General features: G+C 64.9%; 26 protein-coding genes. 14 read left to right on the top strand and 12 right to left on the bottom strand.

Annotated elements, in window-relative coordinates:
- Nucleotides 1-60 precede the first annotated feature (60 nt).
- The 3 genes from INT40_RS04020 to INT40_RS04010 are packed head-to-tail and all read right to left on the bottom strand — an operon-like array spanning nucleotide 61 to nucleotide 4,276.
- Nucleotides 61-963, bottom strand: coding sequence for a diacylglycerol/lipid kinase family protein (locus INT40_RS04020; RefSeq protein ID WP_193095563.1), 903 nt, complete (start codon nucleotides 961-963; stop codon nucleotides 61-63).
- Nucleotides 960-2,612 (bottom strand): FAD-binding oxidoreductase, encoded by a 1,653-nt coding sequence (locus INT40_RS04015; RefSeq protein ID WP_193095562.1) that lies wholly within the window; start codon nucleotides 2,610-2,612, stop codon nucleotides 960-962. The genes INT40_RS04020 and INT40_RS04015 overlap by 4 nt, the downstream gene beginning before the upstream one ends.
- A 5-nt stretch (nucleotides 2,613-2,617) precedes the next feature.
- Nucleotides 2,618-4,276 (bottom strand): glycerol-3-phosphate dehydrogenase/oxidase, encoded by a 1,659-nt coding sequence (locus tag INT40_RS04010; protein WP_193095561.1) that lies wholly within the window; start codon nucleotides 4,274-4,276, stop codon nucleotides 2,618-2,620.
- A gap of 67 nt (nucleotides 4,277-4,343) precedes the next feature.
- On the opposite strand from INT40_RS04010, the gene INT40_RS04005 reads away from it, so the two are divergent.
- The 3 genes from INT40_RS04005 (at nucleotide 4,344) to INT40_RS03995 (ending at nucleotide 7,368) form a co-directional block, all read left to right on the top strand.
- Nucleotides 4,344-4,988, top strand: coding sequence for a TetR/AcrR family transcriptional regulator (locus INT40_RS04005; RefSeq protein ID WP_180958897.1), 645 nt, complete (start codon nucleotides 4,344-4,346; stop codon nucleotides 4,986-4,988).
- Nucleotides 4,989-5,077: 89 nt separating this feature from the next.
- Nucleotides 5,078-6,529, top strand: coding sequence for a glucose-6-phosphate dehydrogenase (locus INT40_RS04000; RefSeq protein ID WP_193095560.1), 1,452 nt, complete (start codon nucleotides 5,078-5,080; stop codon nucleotides 6,527-6,529).
- Nucleotides 6,526-7,368, top strand: coding sequence for an SMP-30/gluconolactonase/LRE family protein (locus INT40_RS03995; RefSeq protein ID WP_193095559.1), 843 nt, complete (start codon nucleotides 6,526-6,528; stop codon nucleotides 7,366-7,368). Before INT40_RS04000 ends, INT40_RS03995 begins: the two co-directional genes overlap by 4 nt.
- Nucleotides 7,369-7,373: 5 nt before the next feature.
- On the opposite strand, the gene INT40_RS03990 is transcribed toward INT40_RS03995, so the two are convergent.
- The 3 genes from INT40_RS03990 to paaI all read right to left on the bottom strand — a co-directional run bounded on the left by INT40_RS03990 (nucleotide 7,374) and on the right by paaI (nucleotide 10,038).
- Entirely contained in the window at nucleotides 7,374-8,081 is a 708-nt protein-coding gene (locus tag INT40_RS03990) for a TetR/AcrR family transcriptional regulator (RefSeq protein ID WP_413463547.1), read from the bottom strand.
- Nucleotides 8,082-8,144: 63 nt separating this feature from the next.
- Complete coding sequence (gene paaK, locus INT40_RS03985; protein ID WP_193095558.1) at nucleotides 8,145-9,440, bottom strand: phenylacetate--CoA ligase PaaK; 1,296 nt, start codon at nucleotides 9,438-9,440, stop codon at nucleotides 8,145-8,147.
- Between the two features lie 100 nt (nucleotides 9,441-9,540).
- Entirely contained in the window at nucleotides 9,541-10,038 is a 498-nt protein-coding gene (gene paaI, locus INT40_RS03980; RefSeq protein ID WP_193070880.1) for a hydroxyphenylacetyl-CoA thioesterase PaaI, read from the bottom strand.
- Nucleotides 10,039-10,600: 562 nt separating this feature from the next.
- On the opposite strand from paaI, the gene paaA reads away from it, so the two are divergent.
- From paaA to INT40_RS03935, 9 genes are all read left to right on the top strand, one after another.
- Complete coding sequence (paaA, locus tag INT40_RS03975; RefSeq protein ID WP_193095557.1) at nucleotides 10,601-11,614, top strand: 1,2-phenylacetyl-CoA epoxidase subunit PaaA; 1,014 nt, start codon at nucleotides 10,601-10,603, stop codon at nucleotides 11,612-11,614.
- The gene (gene paaB / locus INT40_RS03970; RefSeq protein WP_101570081.1) at nucleotides 11,611-11,955 is read left to right on the top strand and encodes a 1,2-phenylacetyl-CoA epoxidase subunit PaaB; all 345 of its coding nucleotides are present in this window, start codon (nucleotides 11,611-11,613) and stop codon (nucleotides 11,953-11,955) included. Before paaA ends, paaB begins: the two co-directional genes overlap by 4 nt.
- 13 nt (nucleotides 11,956-11,968) lie before the next feature.
- Entirely contained in the window at nucleotides 11,969-12,937 is a 969-nt protein-coding gene (gene paaC, locus INT40_RS03965) for a 1,2-phenylacetyl-CoA epoxidase subunit PaaC (protein WP_226830790.1), read from the top strand.
- Nucleotides 12,931-13,512 (top strand): 1,2-phenylacetyl-CoA epoxidase subunit PaaD, encoded by a 582-nt coding sequence (gene paaD / locus INT40_RS03960; protein WP_413463546.1) that lies wholly within the window; start codon nucleotides 12,931-12,933, stop codon nucleotides 13,510-13,512. Before paaC ends, paaD begins: the two co-directional genes overlap by 7 nt.
- Nucleotide 13,513: 1 nt before the next feature.
- Nucleotides 13,514-14,650, top strand: a complete 1,137-nt coding sequence (gene paaE / locus INT40_RS03955) for a 1,2-phenylacetyl-CoA epoxidase subunit PaaE (RefSeq protein WP_226830789.1) — start codon at nucleotides 13,514-13,516, stop codon at nucleotides 14,648-14,650.
- 88 nt (nucleotides 14,651-14,738) lie between these two features.
- Nucleotides 14,739-15,905: a thiolase family protein gene (locus tag INT40_RS03950; RefSeq protein ID WP_193095556.1), complete on the top strand. Its 1,167-nt coding sequence runs from the start codon at nucleotides 14,739-14,741 to the stop codon at nucleotides 15,903-15,905.
- On the top strand, nucleotides 15,902-16,843 hold the full coding sequence (locus INT40_RS03945; protein WP_226830788.1) for an enoyl-CoA hydratase/isomerase family protein: 942 nt from the start codon (nucleotides 15,902-15,904) through the stop codon (nucleotides 16,841-16,843). Before INT40_RS03950 ends, INT40_RS03945 begins: the two co-directional genes overlap by 4 nt.
- Nucleotides 16,840-17,742, top strand: coding sequence for a 3-hydroxyacyl-CoA dehydrogenase family protein (locus INT40_RS03940; protein ID WP_193095555.1), 903 nt, complete (start codon nucleotides 16,840-16,842; stop codon nucleotides 17,740-17,742). The genes INT40_RS03945 and INT40_RS03940 overlap by 4 nt, the downstream gene beginning before the upstream one ends.
- 65 nt (nucleotides 17,743-17,807) lie before the next feature.
- The gene (locus INT40_RS03935; protein WP_101570085.1) at nucleotides 17,808-18,584 is read left to right on the top strand and encodes an enoyl-CoA hydratase/isomerase family protein; all 777 of its coding nucleotides are present in this window, start codon (nucleotides 17,808-17,810) and stop codon (nucleotides 18,582-18,584) included.
- A 39-nt stretch (nucleotides 18,585-18,623) separates the two neighbouring features.
- Here INT40_RS03935 and INT40_RS03930 read toward each other — a convergent pair whose 3' ends face one another.
- The 4 genes from INT40_RS03930 to INT40_RS03915 all read right to left on the bottom strand — a co-directional run bounded on the left by INT40_RS03930 (nucleotide 18,624) and on the right by INT40_RS03915 (nucleotide 22,072).
- A complete protein-coding gene (locus INT40_RS03930) occupies nucleotides 18,624-19,436 on the bottom strand; it encodes a TVP38/TMEM64 family protein (RefSeq protein WP_193095554.1) in 813 nt (270 codons plus the stop codon).
- Nucleotides 19,437-19,508: 72 nt separating this feature from the next.
- Nucleotides 19,509-19,679, bottom strand: coding sequence for a hypothetical protein (locus INT40_RS03925; protein ID WP_180958899.1), 171 nt, complete (start codon nucleotides 19,677-19,679; stop codon nucleotides 19,509-19,511).
- 18 nt (nucleotides 19,680-19,697) lie between these two features.
- Nucleotides 19,698-21,071, bottom strand: coding sequence for an OFA family MFS transporter (locus INT40_RS03920; RefSeq protein WP_193095553.1), 1,374 nt, complete (start codon nucleotides 21,069-21,071; stop codon nucleotides 19,698-19,700).
- A gap of 209 nt (nucleotides 21,072-21,280) precedes the next feature.
- Nucleotides 21,281-22,072 (bottom strand): SurA N-terminal domain-containing protein, encoded by a 792-nt coding sequence (locus INT40_RS03915; protein ID WP_257930047.1) that lies wholly within the window; start codon nucleotides 22,070-22,072, stop codon nucleotides 21,281-21,283.
- Between the two features lie 128 nt (nucleotides 22,073-22,200).
- Here INT40_RS03915 and INT40_RS03910 point away from each other — a divergent pair, with 128 nt between their 5' ends.
- Complete coding sequence (locus INT40_RS03910; RefSeq protein WP_101570088.1) at nucleotides 22,201-22,557, top strand: VOC family protein; 357 nt, start codon at nucleotides 22,201-22,203, stop codon at nucleotides 22,555-22,557.
- A 6-nt stretch (nucleotides 22,558-22,563) separates the two neighbouring features.
- Here the strand turns inward: INT40_RS03910 and INT40_RS03905 are convergent, their stop codons facing one another.
- Entirely contained in the window at nucleotides 22,564-23,112 is a 549-nt protein-coding gene (locus INT40_RS03905) for a dihydrofolate reductase family protein (protein ID WP_413463549.1), read from the bottom strand.
- 100 nt (nucleotides 23,113-23,212) lie between these two features.
- On the bottom strand, nucleotides 23,213-24,694 hold the full coding sequence (locus INT40_RS03900) for an MFS transporter (protein ID WP_101570090.1): 1,482 nt from the start codon (nucleotides 24,692-24,694) through the stop codon (nucleotides 23,213-23,215).
- A gap of 90 nt (nucleotides 24,695-24,784) precedes the next feature.
- Between INT40_RS03900 and INT40_RS03895 the strand changes: the two genes are divergently transcribed.
- The gene (locus tag INT40_RS03895; protein WP_193095551.1) at nucleotides 24,785-25,309 is read left to right on the top strand and encodes a MarR family winged helix-turn-helix transcriptional regulator; all 525 of its coding nucleotides are present in this window, start codon (nucleotides 24,785-24,787) and stop codon (nucleotides 25,307-25,309) included.
- Nucleotides 25,310-25,367 lie beyond the last annotated feature (58 nt).

The raw sequence follows: 25,367 nt of genomic DNA, 5'->3' as shown, positions 1-25,367 counted from the left end.
GGGCCGGGCCGTGCTTCGGACGTGTCCCGGCTGGGCTCAGTCCGGCAGACCCTCGGCAGATCAGCGCGGAACGCGGACCCGCAGCGCCGCAGGTCGGATCGAGAGTGTGGCGGGGGTGTGTGCGACGGCATCACCGTCGGCGACGATCTCGACCGGCGCGGCTCCCTCGCGGGCCGCAATGGACACCTCACGGGCGTGACGAAACGTGATATGCGGGTGAAAGGCGTGCAGACCCAGCGTGAACGCTACGAGCTCGACGGCCAGCCGCGGCAGCCACACGTCCCTGAGCAGCACCACATCGATGAGACCGTCGTCGATCTTCGCTCCCGGAGAGAGTTTCAGTCCACCTCCGTAGCGGCCGGAGTTGGCGAAGCCTGCCGTGTATCCGCGGAAGTCGACCTCTTCGCCATCGAGGATCAGTGACAGATCAATGCGCTGCGGCGCCAGGATTGCGCGGATGATGCCGTACAGATAGACCCAGTGTCCCTTGATTCGGTGCACCGAATCGGCATAGACCTGGACTGCGGAGTCCAGTCCGAGGCAGACATTGCCCACCGATATCCGCCCGTTGAGGTCGATGACATCGATGGAGCGGTCGCGTCCCTCAGCGATGATGGCGACGGCGGCTTCGATTCCCTTCGGAATGCCGAGCTTGCCGATGAGGTCATTGCCTCGCCCTCCAGCGACGATGCCCAGAGCGGTCTGTGTGCCGATCAGTCCGGCAGCGACAGCGCGAACCATTCCATCTCCACCCAGAGAGACGACGAGTGCTGCATTCTGCGCCGCATAGTGTGCGGCCAGCTCTCCGGCGTGCTGTTCGCTGGTGGATTCGATCAGCTGCGCTGTCATCCCATTAGCGGCGAAGGCTGCTTTGACCGGTCCGATCCGCTTCCAGACTGCTCCATGACGGGCTGCCGGGTTGAGGATGACGGGCACCGACAGCGGCGGCGGTGCGGTGGTCATAGTTCCGTCGGTCCGTGCATGAGCTTTCCCGGATTCATGATTCCTTCCGGGTCCACTTCGGCTTTCGCTGCGCGCAGCATCTGCAACCACAGATCGCCGGTTTCCTGGGGCAGCCACGGTGCATGGTCTGCTCCGGTGCCATGGTGGTGGGTGATCGTGCCGCCGTTATTGACCGCAGCATCACTGGCCGCTGTCTTCAGCGCCTTCCACTGCTCCATCTCCTGGCCCTCCTGCTGCTGAGCGAACACGGTGTAATAGAGCGAGCAGCCGGAGGTGTAGAGGTGAGAAATATGGCACAGCACCAGAGCCGGCGTGCCGCGCTCGGCCAGTGATTTCTCGATGTCCTGCTTGATCGTCTCGTGCAGGTCCTCGATCCTGCTCCAGGGTGCGGCCGTCTCCATCGTCTCGACGATGATGCCTTCGGTCAGCAGCTGATCGCGCAGATATGGGGTCGAGAAGCGGTGCTTCTCCCACATGGTCTCGGGACTGCCGCCGACGCTGACGCCCCGGTGCCTCTTCGCGATTTCACGCCCGGTGGACCGGCGCACCCTCGCCTCCGCTTTGGGGCCGTCGTAACGCAGCACCAGCATGCAGGGGGTGGTGACTCCTCGAGCGCGAAGATAGGCCAGGAGGCCCTTGCGTTGGACGTCGCTGCCGAGCTGCGCCAGACCGAACGCAGTCTCGTTGACATCGGAGAGTCGCGCAATGTCGGGACGCAGTCCCTGTTGTTCCAGCTCACGCAGTGCCGTGGCACCCGAGTGGAAGTCGCGGAAGAACCAGGCATCCGGCAGCATCGCCTCGGGCAGAGACTTGATGCGCAACGTGGCCTGGGTGATGATTCCGAATGTGCCCTCGGACCCGACGAACATCTGACGAGGGTTGGGCCCGGCCGCTGTGGCGGGTGTCGAACGCAGTGTGATCGGGCCGCTTGGAGTCGAGGCACGCAGACCGAACACGTTGTCATCGATGCGACCGTAGCCGCTCGACTGCTGACCAGCCGATCGTGTGGCGACCCAGCCACCGACGGTGCTGAACTCGAACGATTGCGGGAAGTGGCCGAGTGTGAAGCCCTCAGACTGCAGCTTTTCCTCGAGGTCCGGGCCGAAGACTCCGGCTTGGGCAGTCACCGTCAAGGATTCCTCATCGATATCGAGGACCTCATCGAGGCGAGCCAGACTGATGCACACGCAGCTGCGGAAGTTGGGGCGGAACGCGGCGATACCTCCGACGACGCTTGTGCCGCCACCGAAGGGCACGACCGCTATGCGCTCCGCCTGACAGATGGCCAACAGCTCGTCGACCTCGGTCTCGGATTCCGGGTAGAGCACGGCATCGGGGGCGAAGGGCATGGTGCCGCTGCGCAGGCGCAGCAGGTCCGGCAGGCTGCGTCCGGCGGCATGGGAGACGCGGGTCGCATGATCCTCGCGAACGTAGTCGGCACCCAGCAGCTCGATAAATTGAGCATGCGCCCGCCCAGGAAGCTCGGGTTCGGGCAGCTGCACGGCGTCGAGATCGATCGGCGTGTGGTTGACACCTTTGGGCCAGCCGCAGGTTGCGGTCAGCATCTTCTTGGCGCCGGGCTTGACCGGGTCGTCATTGCCGTCCTCGCCCCAGCCCCACCAGCGCATCCTCGGTTGAGTCTTCTCCATGGGGGTCATCCTTCGTCCTGTGTGGTTCGTATGGGTCGTGTGGGCTGTGCGAGCCGCGCATTCTGTCCGGTCTCGGTCGGCTCGCTGGTTTCGAGAAGCTCTGGGGCGTGCTTGCGCACGGCAGCGGCAAGGTCGGCCCGATCAGCGTCGACGAGGCCCCAGCGGGTTCTGCGGTCGATGACGTCCTCAACGGTGACGGCGAGTTCGTGCTCGACGGCGAACCTGATCTCCGCGCGACTGAGCGGAATTCCGGCTCTGACCGGTTCACTCAGCGCAGGGTCATCGGCACTGTAGGAGGCGACCGCCTCGGCGTCGGTACCGTAGCGGCGGACCAGATGGCTGGGAAGACCTGCTCTCGGTGTGCCGGCGCCGACGAGGCTGAGCGTCGTGGTGCGGCACGGTCTGGCTGTCAACCCGCCGGCCTCGACCGCCGCATCCACGGCGTCTTCGGCCATGCGCCGATAGGCCGTGAGCTTGCCGCCGACGATGGTGAGGAGGTTGGTGGCTGAGTCTCGCAGCAGCGCGTGTTTGCGTGAGAGGTCGGCACCAGAGTCGGCCTTGCCCTTGAGCAGTGGCCGGAACCCGGCAAAGCTGCCCACCACGTCCTCGGGTGTGAGCGGGTTCTCCAGCACGGCGTTGATGGTGTCGAGCAGGAATGCCCGCTCCTCGGCGTCCGGGCGGGCTCGCTCGGGAATCTGACCAGTGTGTGGATCATCGGTCAGGCCGATCATGACGAGTCCGTCGTCCCAGGGCACCGCGAAGACGAACCTGCCGAAGCGACCGGGGACCGGCGCGGTCACGGCAGCGGTCGGATTGCCCATGCTCTCGGCCCGAACCAGCAGGTGCGAGCCCTTGGACGGAGCGAGCTCGACATCCTCGGAGAGTGAATCGGCCCAGACGCCGGCGGCGTTGATGATCTGCTTCGCACGAATGGTGTGAGGCTTCCCGGTGAGCCGATCGGTGACCTGGACTCGTCCGGATTCGACACGGGATTCGACGCCGGATTCGACCCCTGTGGCGGTGGCATAGGTGATGATGCGCGCCCCATGGGCCGCAGCGGTGCGAGCCATGGTCACCACGAGCCGGGCATCGTCGACGATCTGGCCGTCCCAGCTGAGCAGTCCGCCGCGCAGCCCGCTGGAAGCCGTGGCCGGAGCGAGTCGGCAGACCTCGCCAGGCGAGATCCGGTGGGGGTGGGGCAGCAGTGATTTCGGGGTGCGCGCCAGCATTCTCAGCACATCTCCCGCGAAGAATCCGGTCCCCGTCAGTGCGGCATCAAAATGGCTGACGTGGGTGTGCAGCGGAAAGAGCATCTTGACCGGCCGGATCAGATGCGGCGCGATCCGGCGCATCAGATGGCCACGTTCTACCGCGGATTCCCACGCGATCGGAACGTCGAGCTTCGCCAGATAGCGCAGACCACCGTGGGCCAGCTTCGAACTCCAGCCACTGGTGCCCGACGCGAGATCCCCGCGCTCAACGAGCACGACGCTCAGGCCACGGGAGGCCGCATCGAGTGCAACACCTGTACCGGTGATCCCGCCACCGATCACCACGAGGTCGAAGGGTTCGGCGCCCGAGGCCTCCGTCTCTGCGAGTTCCGCGAGGTCCCGCGCCCGCCGTTCGGCGTTGAGCGCGGTGTTGCCTAACGAGCTGGATGTCATTCCTGGCCTTTCTGGTACGGAGTCGTACCAGTTTGCGTTCGCTGGGCTTTGTTGTCAAGATCACAGTGTGAGTGATCAGGGACGACCGTATGCCGGGGCCAGCCGGGAAGCGCGTGAGAGCGCACGTCGTGAGCAGCTCGTCACGGCTGGGATCTCGCTCTTCGGCACTCAAGGCTATCGGGCTGCAACGGTCGGTGCGGTCTGTGCGGAAGCTGGTCTCAACAAGCGCTACTTCTACGAGTCGTTCGCCACTCTGGAGGACCTCCTCTGCGAGGTCTATGAGCGAGTGGTCGCCGACCTGCGCGCCTCCGTCCTCGCCGGCGGCGGTGAGGATGCCGCGGCGGTGCTGCGAGGATTCATGGGCGGTTTCCTCGCCTGGGCCCAGGCCAACCCGGTGCAGGCCCGAGTCCACCTCTTCGAGGTTCTGGGAGTCAGTGCGCGCGTCGACGAACTCTATCGACGACAGGGTCGAACGATCGGTGATGAGCTCGCAAGTCGCCTGTCCGCGACGGCTGCCGGCCCCCAGCTGACCGCTGGCCAGCAGAGAATCCTCGGTGACATGCTCGTCGGCGCCGGCGTGCAGATGGTCGTCGACTGGGTCATCAGCGACTATCAGCCCCCGCGCGATGAGCTGCTCGGTCAGATGGACGCGACCTTGGGGTGGATCCTCGTGGCAGGCCTGGCAACCCTGGGCGAAAATCGAGGCGACTGAGTGTTCCTGCGGAGAACATCACCGTCGACAACCAGCCTCGTGCTGACGCGGTAGCGTGGGTGGCAGCAGTCCGTCGACAGGAGAGCACATTGAACGCACACCTCATCATCTTCGGAGCCACCGGTGACCTGGCAGGACGGTTCCTGCTCCCGGCTCTGGCGGAGCTCGCCGCCGTCGACGCGCTGCCGCAGAGCTTCTCGCTCATGGCGTCTGCCACTCGGGATATGAGCGAGGACGACTACCGCGACCACGCGGAGGCGAAGCTGAACGAGCACGGCGCCGACCATCCGGAATGCGCCCGCCGGTGGATCCTCGACCGAACGCGATACCGGTCCGCCGATGTCACCGACCCGGCCGATATGGCCGATCTTCTGGCAGAAACCGGCCGCGGACAGGATTCGCCGGTGACCGTCTACCTCGCACTGCCCACAGGACTCATGCCTGATGCGCTGGGTGCCCTGGCCGCCGCTGACCTTCCAGCAGGCAGCCGGATTGCGATGGAGAAGCCCTTCGGAGATGACCTCGACGGTGCGCTGGAACTCGACGACCTCCTCGGCGAGCTCTTCGGTGACGATGCCGCTTCGATCGTCTTCAACGTCGATCATGCGCTCGGCATGGCTCCTGTGCAGGCGATGCTGGCGCTTCGATTCGCCAATCCGCTGCCCGAGGCCGTCTGGAACAGTGAACATATCGAGGAGTTCCGGGTGCTGTGGGATGAGGCCATCGCGCTCGAGGGCCGGGCCCGGTTCTACGACAGCACAGGAGCGCTCAAGGACGTCCTGCAGAACCATATGATGCAGGTGCTGACGATGAGCGCCATGGACCGGCCAGACGGGATCGAATCCGGATGGCCGAATGCGGCAGAGTTGCGAGAACGCAAGACCCAGCTCCTGTCTGCCGTCCGGCCGCTGTCTGCCGCTGACGTTGCGACCTCCACTCGCCGCGCCCGCTACACCGCGGGGACGCTGGCCGATGAGCCGGAGGCCGCGGCGAAGACGGTGCCCGACTACATCGACGAGGACGGTGTCGATGGGACCCGTAATACCGAGACCTTCGCCGAGGCTGTCCTGCACATCGATTCTCCCCGCTGGGCTGGCACCCGGTTCCGTCTGCGCACGGGAAAGGCGCTCGCCCACTCGCGCAAGGGCCTTGAGATCCTCTTCCGCCCGGTCGGGTCCGCTCAGCAGAGCGCGCGACTGTGGATCGGCCTCGACGGACCGTTCGACGTTGAACTCGACCTCAATTCGAGCAGCTCCCGCGACAAGATGACTCCGATGAGTCTGACCGGTGAGCAGCCGCGGCCGGACTTCTCCCCTTACGGACACGTGCTCAAGAGCGCCCTCGAAGGAGAGTCGGATCTGGCTGCAGGCCCGGAGGAGTCGAAGCTGGCCTGGCAGATCCTCACCCCGGTCCTCGAAGCTTGGGAGGCAGGAACCGTGCCGATGGAGAACTATCCCGCGGGCAGCGCCGGCCCGGATTCGCAGCCGCCGGCAGGGCAGCAAACAAGTTCAGCGCACCAGTCGGAAGGAGCACAGTCATGAGGGCCGAACAGGTCACCGATCCGATCGTCTACCACGGCGAGGGGCCCGCGTGGTCGCCGTCCTGGGGCGGTCTGCGCTGGGTCGACATGCTCGCCGGTGACATCCTGACCCTGCGTGATGACGACGTCGAACGCCGTCACGTCGCCGAGGTCGCCGCGGCGGTCCGACCTCGCCGAGGCGGTGGCGCGGTCATCGGAATCGAGCGCGGTTTCGCCCTCGAAGGTCCCGATGGGCAGGTCACTGCTCTGCCTGAGGTCTGGGCCTCGCCGAGCATCCGCATGAATGAGGGCGGCTGCGATCCGCAGGGGAACTTCTGGTGCGGATCGATGGCCTACGACCAGAGTCCCGGTGCTGCCTCGCTCTATCGTCTCAGCCCCGAAGGCCGGGTCGACGTCATGCTCGAGGGGGTGACCGTATCCAACGGTCTGGAGTGGAGCCCCGACGGTTCACTCGCCTACTACAACGACACACCCACAGGGCAGGTTGGCGTCTTCGACTTCGATCCGGATCAGGGACTGCTCAACCATCGGGTCCTCGTCGAACTCCCTGACGGCGGTCGCCCCGATGGACTCACCGTCGACAGCGAAGGTTGCGTATGGACGGCCGTGGTCAACAGGGGAGCGGTTCACCGCTACCGACCGGATGGCACCTTGGACGCAGTCATCGACGTTCCGGCCGGCAAGGTCACCGCCTGCACCTTCGGCGGGGAGAGCCTCGATCGGCTCTTCATCACCACATCGCAGGAGAACGTGGACACCGCTGAGGATCCCTTGGCGGGTGCCCTCTTCGTCGCCGAGGTGGGCGTGAGGGGACTGCCGCTGCGCGACTTCGCAGGGTAGAGCTGTCAGGCTTCGAGGCCGTTGAAGGCCATTGAGGTGACCGCGTCGGCGATCTTCTCAGGGGCGGCGGGGTAGCTGGGCCGATACCACTCGGTGATGGAGTTGACCATGCCGAAGAGCAGACGCGTGATCAGACCGGGTGTGAAGTCCGAACGCAGCCCGCCCTCCTCGATCGCCGCAGCGACGAGAACCCGGATCTTATCGTCGATCCTCCGTCGAGCCTCGAGGGCCCTGCGCTCGATGTCCGAATTTCCGCGCACCCGCAGAAGCAGGGTCACCGAGTGGTGGTATTCGATGAGGATGACCACGCTGGCATGGACGGCGGAGCGCAGACGTGTGAGGGCGTCCAACCCCGTCCGCTGGCTTTCGGCCTCGACCGCGGAGTCAAGGGCGCGAATGCCGCGGTTGATCGCCAGGTGCAGCAGCTCTTCCTTCGACTTCACATGGTGATAGATCGCGGACTTCGTGATGCCGAGCTCACGTGCCACCGTGTCCATGGACGTACCGTCGTATCCGCGAGAGACGAAGACCTCTGTGGCCTTGTTGATCAGCGTCTCCCGGTCGTAACCGGGCCGTCCACGACGGGTGCGCTTGGGCTGGTCCGATGCGCCCGCCTCGGCGTCGGTGGACTTCGTCGCTGCGTCCACGGCCGGATCGACACCGGACTCGAGGTCGGGTGTCGGCGCAGGTGAAGTCGTTTTCGGAATGCGCACCAGTCTAACCAGCCTGGACCGCGGCTGCCGCGTACGGCACCGCAGCCCGCCTCATGGGGGAGCTCATCTGAGGCCCTCACGGCGGTCGATGATGCGCTTGATCTTGCCCACCGAGCGAGGCAGCTCGCCCGGTTTGAGCACGGATACGGTCGAGGAGACACCGAGGCGTTCCTTGATCCGCGCGGCCACGAGCTTGTTCAGACCTTCGACTTCCGCGGCTCCGACGCCTTCACGGCACTCGACCTCGACGGTGACCTCATCCATCCGGCCGGGGCGAGTGAGCACCAGCTGGAAGTGGGGGCTGAGGTGTGCGAATTCGAAGAGCACGGACTCGACGTTGGCCGGGTAGACGTTGACGCCGCGGATGATGATGAGGTCATCGGAGCGGCCGGTGATGCGTGAGATGCGACGGAAGTTCGGGTTCGCGGTGCCCGGCAGCAGGCTCGCCAGATCGTGTGTGCGGTAGCGGATGATCGGCAGGGCCTCCTTCGTCAGCGAGGTGAAGACGAGTTCGCCTTCCTCACCGTCGGGCAGGACCTCGCCGGTGTAGGGATCGACGATCTCCGGGTAGAAGTGGTCCTCCCAGATCGTGGGTCCGTCCTTGGTCTCCACCGACTCGCAGGCCACGCCCGGGCCCATGACCTCGGAGAGGCCGTAGATGTCGACGGCGTTGATGTTGAAGGACTTCTCGATCTCCTTGCGCATCTCATCCGTCCACGGTTCGGCGCCGCAGATCGCGGTCTGCAGGCTCGTTGTGGTGGGGTCGACGCCCTGTTTGTGGAATTCGTCGAGGATCGTGAGCAGGTAGGTCGGGGTGGCCGTGATGATGTCGGGCTTGAAGTCCTGGATCAGCTGGACCTGACGCTGCGTCTGACCGCCGGAGATCGGGACGACTGTGAACCCGTGGCGCTCGGCTCCGTGGACGCCGAGGCCACCGGTGAAGAGTCCGTAGCCGTAGGCATTGTGCATCATCTGCCCGCGTTTGCCGCCGGCACCGAGGATGGAGCGTGCGATGAGGCTGCCCCACGAGTCGAGGTCGCCCAGTGTGTAGCCCACGACCGTCGGCAGCCCGGTCGTGCCCGAAGACGCGTGGATGCGAGCGACCTCTTCGCGAGGGACTGCGAACATGCCGAATGGGTAGTTGTCGCGCAGATCCTGCTTGTTCGTGAATGGCAGCTTCGCAATGTCGTCGAGACTGGTGATGTCCGCTGGAGTCACGCCGAGGTCGTCGAAGGCTTTCTTGTAGAACGGCACCTTCTCGTACACCTTCGTCACGCTCGACTTGAGGTTGGCGAGCTGATCGGCGCGCAGCTCGTCGAGGCTCATGCGCTGTCCGGCGTCGCGATCATTGGCAGTCATCGTTGTCTCCTTGGTGAATCTTGTTGTGCTGAGCAATCTGTGGGGCGCCGAGGTGGGGCGCCGGTTCAGGGCCGTACCAGGGCCGCGGTGGGACCTCGTGTCAGGAAGTCGCGGGCTTTCGTGCGGGCAGCGTGCGGGAGCGGCCGCGGTAGGTCGCAACGATCTCGTCTCCGCGAGTGACTTCGATGTCGTAGATGCCCGAGCGGCCCTGTTTGACGATCTCTTTGCCGCGGGCGACGAGTTCGTCGCCGACGTAGGTGGGCTTGAGGAAGTCGATGTCACCGCCCGAGGCGACGGTGATCGAGCCGGGATAGTTGCAGGCCATCGCGAAGGTGGTGTCGGCGAAGAGGAAGATATAGCCGCCGTGGGTGATGTCGTGCCCGTTGGCCATGATCTCGGTGATCGTCATCGAGCACCGTGCCCAGCCGGGGCCGTGATCGTCGACCGTGATGCCCAGGTGCTGAGAGGCGCGGTCATTGGCGAACATCGCCGCGGCGCCGGTCAGCGGTTCGCTGTCCGTGCCCGGTTCGCCGTTCGCGCTGTCCGCAGACGCCGCCGTGCGAGCGGTTGTCGTTGCCTCGGGGCTGGGCTCTCCCATGTCAGGCTCCTCTTCGAGTCGCTGATTGCTGTGGCGATCACTTGCCGGGCAGTGGTGAGCGCATGTGGACGATGGCTGTCAGCAGCCCGAAGCTCCCGGTCGCGGCACCTTCGAAGAATAAACGACCATCTGGTCAATAAATATGGTTGTGATCGGCGTCGCTGTCAAGTCGGACCACGGTATCGCGTCGCCTGCGGCCCGGTGGTGGCAGGTCAGTCTAACCTCGCCGCGGACCGCGCGTTGCACCGAGACTCGGGGGCGCACGGGAGCGTCTCGGGGCAGCGTGCGGTTCTCGGTGAGGCCGCTGCGAGGCGAGGCGAGTCTCGGCGCGCGGCCCGAGTGCCGCTGGGTCATCCGCGGCCCGGCGACGAGCTGGTGCTGTGCGTTGCACCTCGGCGGGGGGTGTGCCACACTGATAGTGAACAATACAGAACAAACGGTCAGTAAATGGTTGTCCCGGGTCGACGGTCGTACGATGGTCGACCCGAACGCACAGTCCTCAGCGGTGCAGAATTTGAAACAGCGCACCGCCAGGAAGGGCGCATCCAAGGGTGGAGTGGTCATGACGACGCAAATCAACGAATCAGAACTCGAGGCACAGTTCGCCGCGACGATCGGAGCCAAGGACCGAATCGAACCGCGCGACTGGATGCCGGAGAAGTATCGCAAGACCGTCGTGAGGCAGGTGGCCCAGCATGCGCACTCGGAGATCATCGGCATGCAGCCCGAAGGCAACTGGATCTCCCGTGCGCCCTCACTGCGTCGCAAGGCGATCCTGCTGGCCAAGGTCCAGGACGAAGCCGGTCACGGCCTCTACCTCTACTCGGCCGCTGAGACCCTGGGCGCCTCCCGCGATGAGCTCACCGAGAAGCTCATCGCCGGCAAGCAGAAGTACTCCTCGATCTTCAACTACCCGACGCTGGCCTACACCGACGTCGGCACGATCGGCTGGCTCGTCGATGGTGCCGCGATCGTCAACCAGGTGCCCCTGTGTCGGACCTCCTTCGGTCCTTATGGTCGCGCCATGATCCGCGTCTGCAAGGAAGAATCCTTCCACCAGCGTCAGGGCTACGAGCTGCTGATGACGATGATGCGCGGCACCGATGAGCAGCGTGCCTCGGTTCAGGAGTCGGTCGACCGCTTCTGGTGGCCGGCACTTATGATGTTCGGCCCACCCGATGACGACTCGCCGAACACCGAGCAGTCGATGGAATGGGGCATCAAGACCCACACCAACGATGAGCTGCGTCAGAAGTTCGTCGACATGTCCGTCCCGCAGGCCGAGGCCCTGGGCGTGACCTTCCCCGACGGGGGACTGAAGTGGAACGAAGAACGCGGCCACTACGACTTCTCGACCCCGGACTGGGACGAGTTCTGGTCCGTCGTCAAGGGCAACGGTCCCTGCAATGATCAGCGAGTTGCCCACCGCAAGCGTGCCTGGGACGAGGGAGCCTGGGTCCGCGACGCAGCACTGGCCTTCGCCGAGAACTCCGCCGTGGACTCCGCTCCCACCGATTCGTCCGAAACGTCGACAGCCGACACAGCTGACACCACCGCCGAGGAGGCCGCCAAATGAGCGCAGAGACCACACCGGGCACCGGCGCCGGCTCCGCAGAGACCCGCACCCCGAGCGTCCGCGGCGAATGGCCCCTCTACGAGGTCTTCGTGCGCGGCAAGCGCGGACTCAACCATGTCCACGTCGGATCGTTGCACGCCCCCGATGACCAGATGGCCCTGCGTCACGCCCGCGACGTCTACACCCGCCGCAATGAAGGCGTTAGCCTGTGGGTCGTACGCTCCTCGTCGATCACGGCCTCGAGCCCCGATGAGAAGGACCCCATGTTCGCCCCCGCAGGCGACAAGGTCTACCGCCACCCGACCTTCTACGACATCCCCGACGATGTCCCCCACATGTGAGGAGGGTCTGACGATGAGCAACGAACCTTCCATCAATGTCGACCACGACGAGGCCGGCGCCAACATCGAGCACGGTGACCACGAGAACGCCTACTCGGGCCTGCTCGTCAACGACGCGCACTGGGCCTTCGGCACCGACTTCGAAGACCCCCTGGCCGGAGTCGACACCACCGTGCCCGAGGGCGTCGACCCGAAGGACCTTGCCGCCTACTGCCTCATGCTCGGCGACGACGCCCTCGTCTTCTCCCAGCGGATCTCCGAATGGTGCTCCAACGCGCCCGACCTCGAAGAGGACATCGCGTTGGCCAATATCGCCCTCGACCTGCTCGGCCAGTCCCGGCTTCTGCTCGCCCGCACGGCGGCAGCCGATCCGAGTCTCGTGCCCGAGCTGCCCGAAGGCTCCCCGGTGCCCGATGAGGACCGCCTCGCGTACTTCCGCGAGGACCTGGCGTTCCGCAACGTTCGCCTGGCCGAAGTGCCCAACGGTGACTTCGCCGAGGCGGTCGCGAAGATCCTCATCTACTCCACCTGGCGTCTGGCGATCTTCGAACGTCTCCAAGCCAGCCGCGACTCCGTGCTCTCGGCCATCGCGGTCAAGGGCGTCAAGGAAATGTCCTACCACCGCGACTTCGCCGGCCGCTGGGTCCTCACCCTGGCCCGCGGGACGGAAGAGTCGAAGACCCGCCTCCTGAAGGCACTTGATGGGCTCTGGCCCCTGTGGAACGAACTCTTCGAAACCCACCCGGTCGAAGCCTCGGTGGCGGCCGCAGGCATCGGAGTCGATCCCGCCGAGGTGGCCGATGAGGCAGGAGTCATCCTCGACCAGGTCTTCGCGGCAGCCGGAATCGAGCGCCCCGAACGCGGCGCTCTGGCCGGTGTCCGAGGACAGAAGGGCCGCGACGGACTGCACACCGAAGCACTCTCGAAGATGCTCGCCGACATGCAGGTAGTCGCTCGCCAATACCCGAAAGGACAATGGTGACCGCAACACTTCAGCCCCACGCTTCCACCGTCCACGGAGACCGTGAGCACACTTCCGCCCGGTCGAACGGCACCGACGCCGAGGCGCTCGATCGTGCCCGCATAGCCGCGGCTCGCGTCACGGACCCGGAGATGCCGATGCTCACGCTCGTCGACCTCGGCGTGCTCCGTGACGTCGCGATCGAAGACGGACGCGTCGTCACGACCATCACCCCTACCTACTCGGGCTGCCCGGCGATGGCGACGATGCGCGATGATCTGCAGCGCGAACTCCAGGACGCAGGATTCCCCGACGCCGAGGTGCGGGTGTCCCTGACTCCGGCCTGGACCAGTGACTGGATCACCGAAGAGGGGCGCAGGGCACTCAAGGGTGCCGGAATCTCCCCACCCGGGCAGGCGCCCCGTCACACAGGGCCTGTGGCTTTGACTCTGATGCCCACGAAGCGGGCCCTGACCTGCACTTTGTGTGGTTCGGCCAATGTGAAGCTGTCCTCGGAATTCGGACCGACGGCATGCAAGGCGATGTACCAGTGCCTCGACTGCCTCGAACCGTTCCAACACGTGAAGGAGATCTGAGATGACCGAAACGATCAATCAGAGCGCCGAGGTGGCTTCCACGACCCAGCCGACCGACCCGGCCGTCAAGGGCGAAGGCGCCTCCCGATCGAGCTTCTACCCGCTGACCGTGAAGTCCGTCGACCACCTCACCGACGACTCAGCGGCAGTGACCTTCGACGTCCCGGACGAATACGCTGAGATCTTCGACTTCGCCGCAGGGCAGTCCCTGACTCTGCGCCGGATGATCGACGGAGCAGAACACCGCCGCTCCTACTCCATCTGCGCACCGGCCGGAACGAATCCGCGCATCGGCGTCCGCGAGATCCCCGACGGACTCTTCTCCAATTGGCTCGTCCGTGACGTTCGCCCTGGTGAGACCATCGAGGTTCAGCCACCCAGCGGAAGTTTCCAGGCCGACCCTGAGCTCGGCGGCCGGCACCTGTGCATCGCCGCAGGCTCGGGCATCACCCCGATGCTCTCGATCGCCACGACCGTCCTGTCGAACCCCGACGCCTCGGTCACGATGCTCTACGGCAACCGGAACACGAACACCGTGATGTTCGCCGAGGAGCTCGCCGACCTCAAGGACTCCCGCAACCAGCAGCTCGACCTCATCCACGTCCTGTCCCGCGAGCCCCGGGAAGTCGATCTGTTCTCCGGTCGCCTCGACGAGGAGAAGCTGCGCCAACTCCTGACGAACCTGGTGCCCATCGGCGATATGGACCACGTGTGGCTGTGCGGGCCCTTCGGCATGCTCAGCGACGCCCGCGCGGTGCTCGCCGAGTTCGGTGTGCCCAAGGACAAGATCCACTTCGAACTCTTCTACGTCGACGAACCGCCACCAGAGGTCGTCCACGCGGACAAGATCGTCGAGGGTGCCACCAGTGACGTCACGATCGTCCTCGACGGACGACGGACCACCTCGGCGATGTCGCAGGGTCAGACGATCCTCGACTCCGCACAGGAATCGCGTTCGGATCTGCCTTTCGCCTGCAAGGGCGGAGTCTGCGGCACCTGCCGCGCCAAGATCTGCGGCGGCGAGGTCGACATGGTGCGCAACTATGCCCTCGAAGACGCCGAGGTGGAGGCGAACTTCGTCCTCACCTGCCAGACTTTCCCCGTCAGCGCCGAGGTCACGGTCGACTACGACTCGTGATCGCTGGGATCCTCAAGCGTCGATCTCTGTTCGAGATTAGGCTTGAGGATCATCGACGCGCCACCACACACCACACCTGAGGAGACCCATGCCCGAGGCATTCATCCTGGACGGACTGCGCACACCCATCGGCCGCTACGGCGGAGTACTCGCTGATCAGCGACCCGATGATCTGGTTGCGGCCACGCTCAAAGCCGTTGTCGAGCGGTCAGGCGTCGACCCGACCGACATCGACGAGGTGATCCTCGGCTCGGCGAACCAGGCCGGAGAGGACAACCGCAACGTCGCCCGCATGGCCGTGCTGCTGGCCGGTCTGCCCGAATCCGTGCCCGGCTTCACCGTCAACCGCCTCTGCGCCTCAGGACTGACCGCGATCACGACGGCCCGGCAGATGATCGCATCCGGCGACGCCGATGTGGTCTTGGCCGGTGGCGTCGAATCGATGACCCGTGCCCCATGGGTGACCGAAAAGCCTCAGCGGGCCTGGTCGAAGCCGGGCAGGTCCTGGGACACGTCGATCGGTTGGCGCTTCACCAACCCCGCCTTCGGCGAGGACACCACCCTGTCGATGCCTCAGACCGCTGAACGTGTGGCCGAGCAGTGGAAACTGGGCCGCGAAGAGCTCGATGCCTTCGCCTACGCCTCCCACCAGAAGGCGCTGGCCGCCCAGGAGGCAGGCAAGTTCGCTCCCGAGATCCTGCCCATCGGCGATATCAGCGCCGATGAGGGACCACGTGCGGACACCACCCCGGAGAAGCTCGCGAAGCTGCGGGCGATCCACGGACCCGGGGGAGTCATCACCGCCGGCAACTCCTCCTCGCTCAACGACGGTGCCGCCGTCACGATCCTCGTCAGCGAACGCTATGCCCAGAAGCACGGTCTGAGCCCCAGGGCACGCGTCGTCAGCGGTGCCAGTGCCGGTGTCTCCCCGGAGATCATGGGCATCGGACCCGTCCCGGCCACCCGCAAGGTCCTCGACCGCGTCGGCTGGAACGTCGATCAGCTCGAGGCCGTCGAACTCAACGAAGCCTTCGCCTCACAGTCCCTGGCCTGCATGGGCGATCTGGGGCTTGACCCGGAGACGGTCAACGGCTTCGGCGGAGCGATCGCGCTGGGCCACCCCCTGGGCTGCTCGGGCGCACGTATCACCCTGACCCTGCTCAACCGCCTCGAACAGGCCGATGCCAAGCGCGGACTGGCGACGATGTGCGTCGGCGTCGGCCAGGGCTCGGCACTCCTGTTGGAGCGAGTATGAGCGCCGGCGGCGGGGGCGCAGCGACCGACCCGGCCAGCGGTGCCGGCGGCGGGAATTCCCCGCTTGTCGTCGAACGCCTCCCGGATCGCGTCATCATCCGACTCAGCCGGCCAGAGGTGCGCAACGCCATCGACCAGGACATGGTCGATGCCCTCCATGAGGTGTGTGCCGAGCTTGAGGCCGAGCCGAAGGTCGCCATCCTCACCGGCTCGAACGGCGTCTTCGCCGCAGGGGCCGATATCGGGCAGCTGAGAAATCGCGGCCGCCACGAGGCACTGGCCGGCATCAACTCGAAGGTCTTCACTCGGATTCAGGAACTGCCGATGCCCGTCATCGCTCTCGTCGAGGGCTTCGCTCTGGGCGGCGGTGCGGAACTCGCCTTCGCCTGTGACTTCCGGATCGGGACACCCACGACGAAGATCGGCAACCCCGAGACCGGACTCGGCATCCTCGCCGCGGCCGGCGCTGCGTGGCGTCTGCGCGAACTTGTGGGCGAGCCTCGGGCCAAGGAGATTCTGCTGGCCGGGCGCACGCTGCAGGCCGATGAAGCCAAATCGATCGGACTGCTCAACGACGTCGTCGACCCCGAAGACCTCGAACTCGCGGGGCAGGCTCTTGCCGACCGGATCGCGAGCTTCGCGCCGCTGGCAGTGCGGCTCTCGAAGTCGGCGTTCCATGCTCCACGCGAAGCGCACCCGCTCATCGACAATCTGGCCCAGGCCGTGCTGTTCGAAACCGAAGAGAAGTACACCCGCATGGATGCATTCCTGGCCAAACGGGAAGCGAAGAAGCGGAAGAAGGCCGAAGCCGTGGCGACCCAGGCCATGGACGAACAGGCAAGCCCACGGACCGACCAGGCAGGACCGCGGACCGACCAGGCAGGACCGCGGACCGATCAGGCAGGACCGCGCACTGATCAGGAAGGCACCACCGAATGAGCGAGCAGACGCCGCAGCAGACTGAGGCGGCACACGAACCTGACGCCGTGCACACCCCGGAGGTGAAAAACTCCGCCCAGGTTCCAGAGACCGTCGGCGTCTACGGCGGCGGCCGAATGGGTGCAGGCATCGCCCACGCATTCGCCACCGCTGGATCTCGCGTCATCATCATCGAGAACACCGATGAGACCGTGGCCGCAGCAAAGGAACGCGTCGACGCCTCGATCGAGAAATCGAAGTCCAAGGGCCTCGAGGTCAAGGGCAGCGTCGAGGTCGTACGCGATCCCACACTGCTCGATCAGGCACTGCTCGTCGTCGAAGCGGTCCCGGAGATCGTCGAACTCAAGCAGGAGATCCTGGCCGCCATCGCGAAGCACGCGCCCGCCGCGAGTATCGCCACGAACACGAGCGCTTTGTCCATCAACGAGCTCGCCGTCGGCCTGCCCCGGCCCCAGGCGCTCATCGGACTGCACTTCTTCAATCCCGTCCCCGTGTCCGACCTCGTCGAGATCGTCGTCGGCACCCACACTCGGCCAGAACTCGTCGACGTCGCAAAGTCATGGGTCGAGGGGCTGGGGAAGACGGCGATCACGGTCAAGGATTCGCCCGGATTCGCCTCCAGCCGCCTCGGCGTGGCTCTGGCTCTCGAAGCGGTGCGGATGGTCGAGGAAGGAGTCGCGAGTGCCGAGGACATCGACAACGCGATGACCCTGGGCTACCGCCACCCGGCGGGGCCGCTGAAGACCACGGACATCGTCGGACTCGACATCCGCCTCGGCATCGCCGAGCATCTCGAAGCGGAGCTGGGACCCAGGTTTGCACCGCCACAGCTGCTCAAGGACAAGGTCGCAGCAGGTGAGCTGGGCCGAAAGTCCGGCCAGGGATTCTATACTTGGTGACCAGCTAGGCACCAAGCCTGCCTGCCGTTTTCATCTGCACCATTGTCATCTGCGAAGGAGCACACGTGACCGAGATCCGACTGTCCAACCGGGGAAACATCGCCGAGATCGTCCTCGACGGAGCCGAATCCCGCAACGCCTTGGATGCTGACAACCTCCGCGATCTCGCGGCGGCAGTGTCCAAGGTCGCCGAAGCGATCCCGAGCGTTCGCGCGCTCCTGATCAGGGGAGAGGGCAAGGTCTTCAGCTCAGGTCGCGACATCTCGGCCGTCGACGTCGAAACAGATGACGCGCACGCGTTCCTCGCCGAGATCTTCACCCCCGTCTTCCAAGCGATCCGTGCGCTGCCGATCCCCGTGATCTCGCAGGTCCAGGGTGCGGCGCTGGGGCTGGGCTTCGGGGTCGCGGCGGCTGCGGACATCATCATCGCAGCCGACAACGCTAAGTTCGGTTCGCCCTTCGCCGCGATCGGCGCGATGCTCGACTCGGGCGCCCACCATGTGTTCCTCGACCGCGTGGGGTATCACCGGACGATGGACCTCATCATCACCGGTGATTTCATGACCGGCGCCGAGGCTGCAGCCGCGGGCGTCGTGTCCCGCGCGGTTCCAGCCGAGGAACTGAGTGAGTTCGTCGAAGCGAAGCTGGCGAAGATCGTGAGTGGTCCGGCTGAGGCCTTCGCGATGGAAAAGGGCTTCGTGCAGAAGATCGCCGATGAGCGCCCGACTCTGGCGCAGGTGTTTGCCGAAGAGGCCAACCTCCAAGAGACCGCTCGTCAGACCCCGGACTATGCCGAAGGATTCAAGGCCTTCCAGGAGCGTCGGGCACCGAATTTCGGGTGACCCAAGGCCGGCGTTGAGCGGCTGAGCTGTGCCATAAGCTCAGCTGTTCGAGGCGTCTTCGCCTGTGTCAGTCCGGTCCGTCGGCTCAGCCTGTTTCCCCGGCTCTGACTGCTCAGCCTGCTGTGACTGCTCAGGTTGCGCTGACTTGGACGTCGAGTCCTTCTGCTCCGACTTCCAGCGGCGGAAGGTGAGGATCGTGAGCACGATGACCAGTGCCCACGAAATGGCGACGGCAGTGCCGGTGAAGACACCGGGGTTCCCGATGAATGCGCCGACGGCGACAAGGGACAGCTGGCCCGGCAGCGCTGAGACGATGGTGGCGATGAGGAACGTGCGGCTCCTGATGCCCAGCGCTCCGCTGCCGTAGTTCACCGGCCAGTAGGGGAAGCCGGGCATGAGGCGAAGCATGCACACCGCGTAGAAACCGCCGTTTGTCAGACGTGATTCGACGGCCTCGGCGTGATTGCCCAGCAGCCTCATCACGGTTTCTCGTCCCAGGCCGCGGGAGATCCAATAGCCTCCGAAACAGCCGGCCAGGACACCGATCATCGACAGGATTGTGCCGAATACGAGGCCGAACGCCAGGCCGCCTGCCACGGCCATGATGGTGACGGGGATCGGTGTGGCCGCGACGACCGCGTAGAGCAGAATGAAGATGCCGAAGCCCCAGAAACCGGCATCGGCGATCTGCTTCTGGATTCCGTCGAGTGAGGGCAGGTGCACATTGAACACCAGCCACAGTCCCGCGAGCACGGCCAGGGCCAATGCCACATTGCGCAGAATCGATCCCCAGGGCACTCGAGATCCGCCGTGAGAGCTCTGGTGTGGTGCGGAGTCCTCGTCATTCGGCATGGAACGATCCTACGTGCCCGGACCAGCGGGCAATGAATCGGAGGGCCGCCTCGGGGAGGGTGCGGGTGGTTCTCAGCCGGTGAAGATTGCCACGGCCTTGATCACGGTCAGCGCCAGGCCCCAGAGGAGACCGCCGACCACGACGACCGTCAGGGTCGAACCGACCGCCTTGTATGTACTGCCGACGGGTGACTGCGGTGAGCCCTCGAGCGGGACGTGTGCAGTGGGTGTGGATTCGCTCATGGTCTTCCTCCCAGCCTTTCAGTTGTCGCCTTCGAGGGCGGCGGCCTGTTTGGCCTTGACGTCCTCTTCGCGTTCGAAGAATTTCTCCTTAACCGGACGGACGAGGATGTTGGCGATGAAGCCGATGGCCAGCGCGCCGACCATGATGTACATGCCCGGCGTGTAGAGCTCGGGCCCTGTCTTGCCGGCCTTCTCTCCGGCCTCGACGACGGAGTTGACGATGAGGGGGCCGGCCACGCCTGCCGCAGACCATGCGGTGAGGAGGGCGCCGTGGATCGCGCCGACCTGATAGACCCCGAACAGGTCCTTGAGGTAGGCGGGAATTGTTGAAAAGCCACCGCCGTAGAACGAGATGATGACCAGCGTCGCAAGGATGAACAGGACGATGGAGCTGCCACCGAAGAGCGCGACGATTAGGTAGAGCAGCAGCCCGAGGCCGAGGTACATCATGTAGTTGTTCTTCCGGCCCAGGTAGTCCGAGGTCGTCGACCAGATGAAGCGACCGCCCATGTTGCCGATCGAGAGGAGACCGACGAACCCTGCTGCGGCCGCGGCGGTGATGCCGAAGTAGGCCTGGATCATCGGCGCGGCATTCTCGAGGATGCCGATGCCGGCGGTGACGTTGAGGAAGAGGACCACCCACAGGAACCAGAACTGCGGGGTGCGGATCGCATTGCGAACGGAGACGTTGCCCTTGGTCTGCATGGGTTTGGTCGTCGCCTTGGCAGGATCGAAGCCCTTCGGCGACCACTCGGGGTGAGGGACTCGGATGACGAAGGCACCGGCGGCGATGACCACGGCGTAGACGATGCCGAGGGTGATGAAGGTCGGGGTCAGGCCTGCGACCAGGTTCTCCGGTTCCGTGCCGCCGCCGTACATGCTCATCAGCTGATTCGACATGGGGCTGGCGATGAGTGCGCCGCCGCCGAAGCCCATGATGGCCAGGCCGGTGGCCAGACCTGGGCGGTCGGGGAACCACTTCATCAGCGTCGAGACCGGCGAGATGTAGCCGATGCCCAGACCGATGCCGCCGATCACGCCGTAGCCGAGGTAGACGAGCCACAGCTGACCGGTCAGAATCCCCAGCGACGCGATGAAGAATCCGACGACCCAGCAGGTGCCTGCGGCGACCATCGATGCGCGGGGGCCGTTCTTCTCCACCCACGGGCCGAAGACGGCCGAGGAGATGCCGAGCATGAGGATCGCGATGGAGAAGATCCAGCCGATGGAGACCTCACCGGCGTCGAAGTGCGACATGAAGGGGATCTTGAATACGCTGAACGCGTAGACCTGGCCGATGCACAGGTGGATCGCCAGAGCGGCAGGCGGGATCAGCCATCGGTTGAAGTTCTTCGGCGCGACGATCGCTGACCGCGTGAGGACGGAAGCCATGCAGGAATCCTTAGATTGGTGTGCTCTGCGTGCGACCATCATTGGTCGCACGTGCTGTGAGGACGAACGTGTCTCGATAACACGCTTCTGTTCCCCTACACATTAGAGCGCACGCAGGGATTTGGCGAGGAACACTCCGAAATTCCCCAAGAATGAGACTCGGGCCCGTGGGCCCGAGTCTATTCAGCCGAAATCGGTGATCGTGCGGATCAGAGGTTGACCTTGACGTCGCCCTGCTTGCGAAGCTTCTTCGCGTACTTCTGAGTCGCCTCGGTCGACTTCTGGCTCTTCACCTGCTCCTCGAGCTGCGGACGCATCTCCTCAAGCGGTGGGACTTCCTGAGCCTGCTGGCCGCCCTGCTGGGCCATCTGCTCCTGCTGGCTCTTCGCCTGCTCATAGGCCTGGCCGATCTCTTCGCCGCTGGCCTTGAACTCGCCGTACTCATCCTTGATGAGGCCTTCGATGGACAGCTGGGTCTTCAGCTCGGAATGGACCTTCTTCTCGTCCATGCCCTGCTTCTTCATGGCGGCGAGGAAGTCCTTCTTGCTCATCTGGCTGGACTTGGCGGATTCTTCGAGCCCTTTGTCGACGTCCTTGTCCGAGACCTTGATGCCGCGCTTGTCGGCTTCCTGGCTGAGCAGCTCGGTGCTCACAAGGTTCTCAGCCGTCTGCGTCTTGAGCTGCTTCTCATCGACCTGCTGACCCGACTGCTGCGACTGCATCTGCATCTGCTGGTACTGGGTCTCATAGAGGGGGACGAAGTCCTTTTTGGTGATCTTCTCACCATTGACCTCGGCGACGACGTCAGGGATGCCCTTGGTGTCCGGCTTGCCTTCTTGTCCCTGGTCTTGTCCTTGTCCGGACGCGTCGCTTCCGGCCTCCTGCTTCGCCGAGGCGGATGTCTCTTGGGCTTTCGGCTCTTCCTCGGGGGAGCCGCAGGCTGCCAGTGATCCCACTGCTGTCGCGACGACGAGGCCCAATAACCATTTGCTCTTCTGCACACTCACTCCTGCTTTCGGCATCAGCCCGTCAGGCTAACAGGTTGACGTTGCCGCCGGCTGAGTAGACCTTGACCGTCGCTTGGCAAGACAGGACACTTGGATAACCCAAGCGGCAAAGGAGCCCGATCATGACTGCACGGTTCAGGGGAGTCTTTCTGACATGTCAGGACAGCGCGAAGACCGCGGCGTTCTATCGAGACCTGGCTGGTGTGCCGCTGGAGGAAGAGGGCAATGACGAGTACACGTACTTCGTACTTGAGGTCGAGGGAGTTCAGGTCGCCCTCCACGACGCACATGGCTTCGCGGACTACAGTTTTCCGCCGAACAGCGAGTCGAACCTCACCCACCTGTACTTCCGGATTGAGGATCAGGAGGCGTTCCTCGCCGATGTCGAGAGCGTGGGGGCGCCGCTGATCGATGTCGATGAGGTCGTCGTCACCGTTCAGGACCCCGATGGGCGGAAGGTGATGTTCGGTACGGCCTGAGGTGCCTCAGGTGAGCGGACTGTAGGCCGAGTAGACGACCCCACTGGGAAATGACTTCGACTCGAGCAGATGCAGCCTCGGTGCGGGAGCGCCCTCGGGAAAGAAGCCACGCCCGCGGCCCTGCCACACGGGATAGGTGAACATCCGGAACTCATCGACCACCTCGGCGGTGATGAGCGCATGCGCCAGGGTGATGCTGCCGGTGAGGATGACATCGCGGCCCGGTGCATCGCGCAGAGCTGTAACGGCTCGAACGGGATCGCTGCTGATCACGGTCGTGTTCTGCCAGCCCGGATCACTCAGTGTCGTCGACACCACTCGTTTGTCGACCTGGTTGAGATGTTCGGCGACTCCGGTGGTGTCATCCGTCTGCAACGGCCAATAGCCGCGGAAGTCCTCGAAGGTCTGTCGCCCGAGCAGCAGCACGTCCTCGTGGGCTGATTGGCGCATGAGCTCGGCGGACAGTTCCTCATCCTGAGCCTGTGGGTCGAACCAGTCGTCGAGCATCTCAACTCGGCCGTCGAGGGTCATGTTCTGGGTGATGATGATGCGCACAGCGGTCTCCTCATCGAGTGGTCGCGTCACCGACCACGGTACGCATGCCGACGCCCGAGGTCCATGGCTCGAGGCCAGAGACCTCGGGCGTCGGGAACGATCAGGCGTGGGACTCGGCGTTCTCCGGGGTCTCGACGACATGCGATTCCGGCTTGCTGCGCTTGATCAGCAGCACGACGAGGGCTCCGGCCAATGCGGCCGCGGCACCGATGATGAAGCAGGTGCGGAAGGCCGCCTCGGCGGGGATCTGGGCTCCACCCACCGACACGGTCTGGCTCGTGAGCACGATCGCCATCACCGCGCCGGCCAGGGTTGTACCCATCGACCGCATGAGGGCGTTGACGCCGACCCCGGCACCAGCCTCGGCGGCGGGGGAGTTCTCGAGGATGAGCGTCGGCATCGCTGCGTACCCGATGCCGACTCCCGCCGAGGCGATGCAGGTGGCGATCATGAGCTGCCAGGGTGCCCCGTCGAGGAAGACGGCGAATACATAGCCGCCGGCAATCACCGTGGCGCCGAGCGCAAGCGTCGGACGCCCGCCGATGGTTGAGAGGAGGCGACTCGAGATCGGGGTGAAGGCCAGCATCATCAGACCGGCCGGAGCCATCCACAGTCCGGCTTGGAGGATCGACTGGCCGAGTCCGTAGCCGGTGGCCTCGGGCATCTGGAGGAGCTGGGGGACGACGATCGACTGCGCCATCATGCCGAAGCCGATGAGGATTCCCGCGATGTTCGTCAGGAGGATCGGGCGTCGGACGGTGGTGCGCAGATCGACGAGCGGGTGGGGGTGTCGCACTTCGAAGAAGCCCCAGGCGATGAGGACGATGACTCCGCCGATGATCGCCAGCAGAGTTGAGGGGGCACTCCATCCCCAGTCATTGCCCTTCGAGATTCCAGCGAGAACGCCGACGATGCCGACCGCGAGCCCCACAGCGCCGAGGACGTCGAACCGTCCGGGATCCACTGGCGAGGTGTGCGGGAGAACGACGAGTGAGAGCACGACCATCGCCGCGGCGAGCACGGCCGAGAGCCAGAACAGCATATGCCAGTCGAAGTCCTGAGCGATCCAGGCCGCGATCGGCAGGCCGAGGGCGCCGCCGACTCCGAGCGTGGCGCTGATGCCCGCGACCGCTGAGTTGCGCATGGCAGGCGGAGTGATTTCGCGGACGAAGCTGATCGCCACCGGGATGTATCCCATGGCGAAGCCCTGCAGGACGCGTCCGATGAGAACCGGGCCGATGGTCGAGAACATGGCGCAGATGACGGAGCCCACGAGCAGAATGATGGCCGAGGCGACGAGGACTGGCTTGCGGCCGTAGATGTCGGCGAGGCGACCGGCCACAGGCATGGCTACGCCTCCACCGAGCAGGGTGGCGGTGACGACCCAGGCCGCGTTGCTCGCCGAGGTGTTGAGCAGGTGCGGCAGCTCCGGCTGGATCGGGATCACCAGGGACTGCATGAGCGCGGCGCACAGGCTGGAGAAGCCGAGGACCATGACGATGAGCAGCGGTTTGGCGGCTGGGGCCGCTGGAGCTGCGGAGGCCGTGGTCGGATCGCCAGGGCTGTTGTGCTGATGGTTCAAACGAGTCTTCTTCCTGTCCCGTGCCGGCGAGCTCCGCCCGAGGGGAATTATGTATTATACATATCGATCTTCTGTATAAACTATATAGCTATGAGGCCTCGACCAAAAACCGACTGGACAACCACTCGGAGTTCACGCGAGGAAGCAACCCTTCCCCTCGATGCAGACCTTCCTGCTGATCGCAAGGTTGCCGCCCTCATCTCCCGACTCGATCGCGCTCAGCGGGAGCAATCGCGCACAATGGAGCTGGGCACGGCGGACCTGCGGATTCTGTGGATGTTCGCCGATGGGAAGTCTCGCACGCTCAAGGAGATCGCGGCTGAACTGTCTCTCGAGCAGTCAACCGTGAATCGGCAGATCAATGCGGCGATGGCCGAAGGGCTCCTGCAGCGTTCGCGGCGTTCAGGGGATTCCGCCCATGAGATCTCGCGAACGGAGAAGGGGGCGCGGATCTTCGAAGACGACGTCGCGACAGCCCTCACCGCGTTCGCCTCCGGCCTGGACGCCCTCGGTGATCGGGTCGATGACTTCCTTGAGGATTTCACCCGGTTCGTCGCCGCCTATGGCTCTGCGGTCGGGCCCGATGACTCTGCAGTCGGATCCGATACACAGTAGGGACTGTCATTCAGCTCGGCTCGAAGCTCAGTAGAGTCGGACGCACCGCTCATTTGGC

The organism is Brevibacterium sp. FME17 (assembly GCF_014897515.1).
Classification (GTDB): Bacteria; Actinomycetota; Actinomycetes; order Actinomycetales; family Brevibacteriaceae; genus Brevibacterium.
Note: the sequence above shows the minus strand (reverse complement) of the source record. Positions and strands in the feature narration are given on the sequence as shown.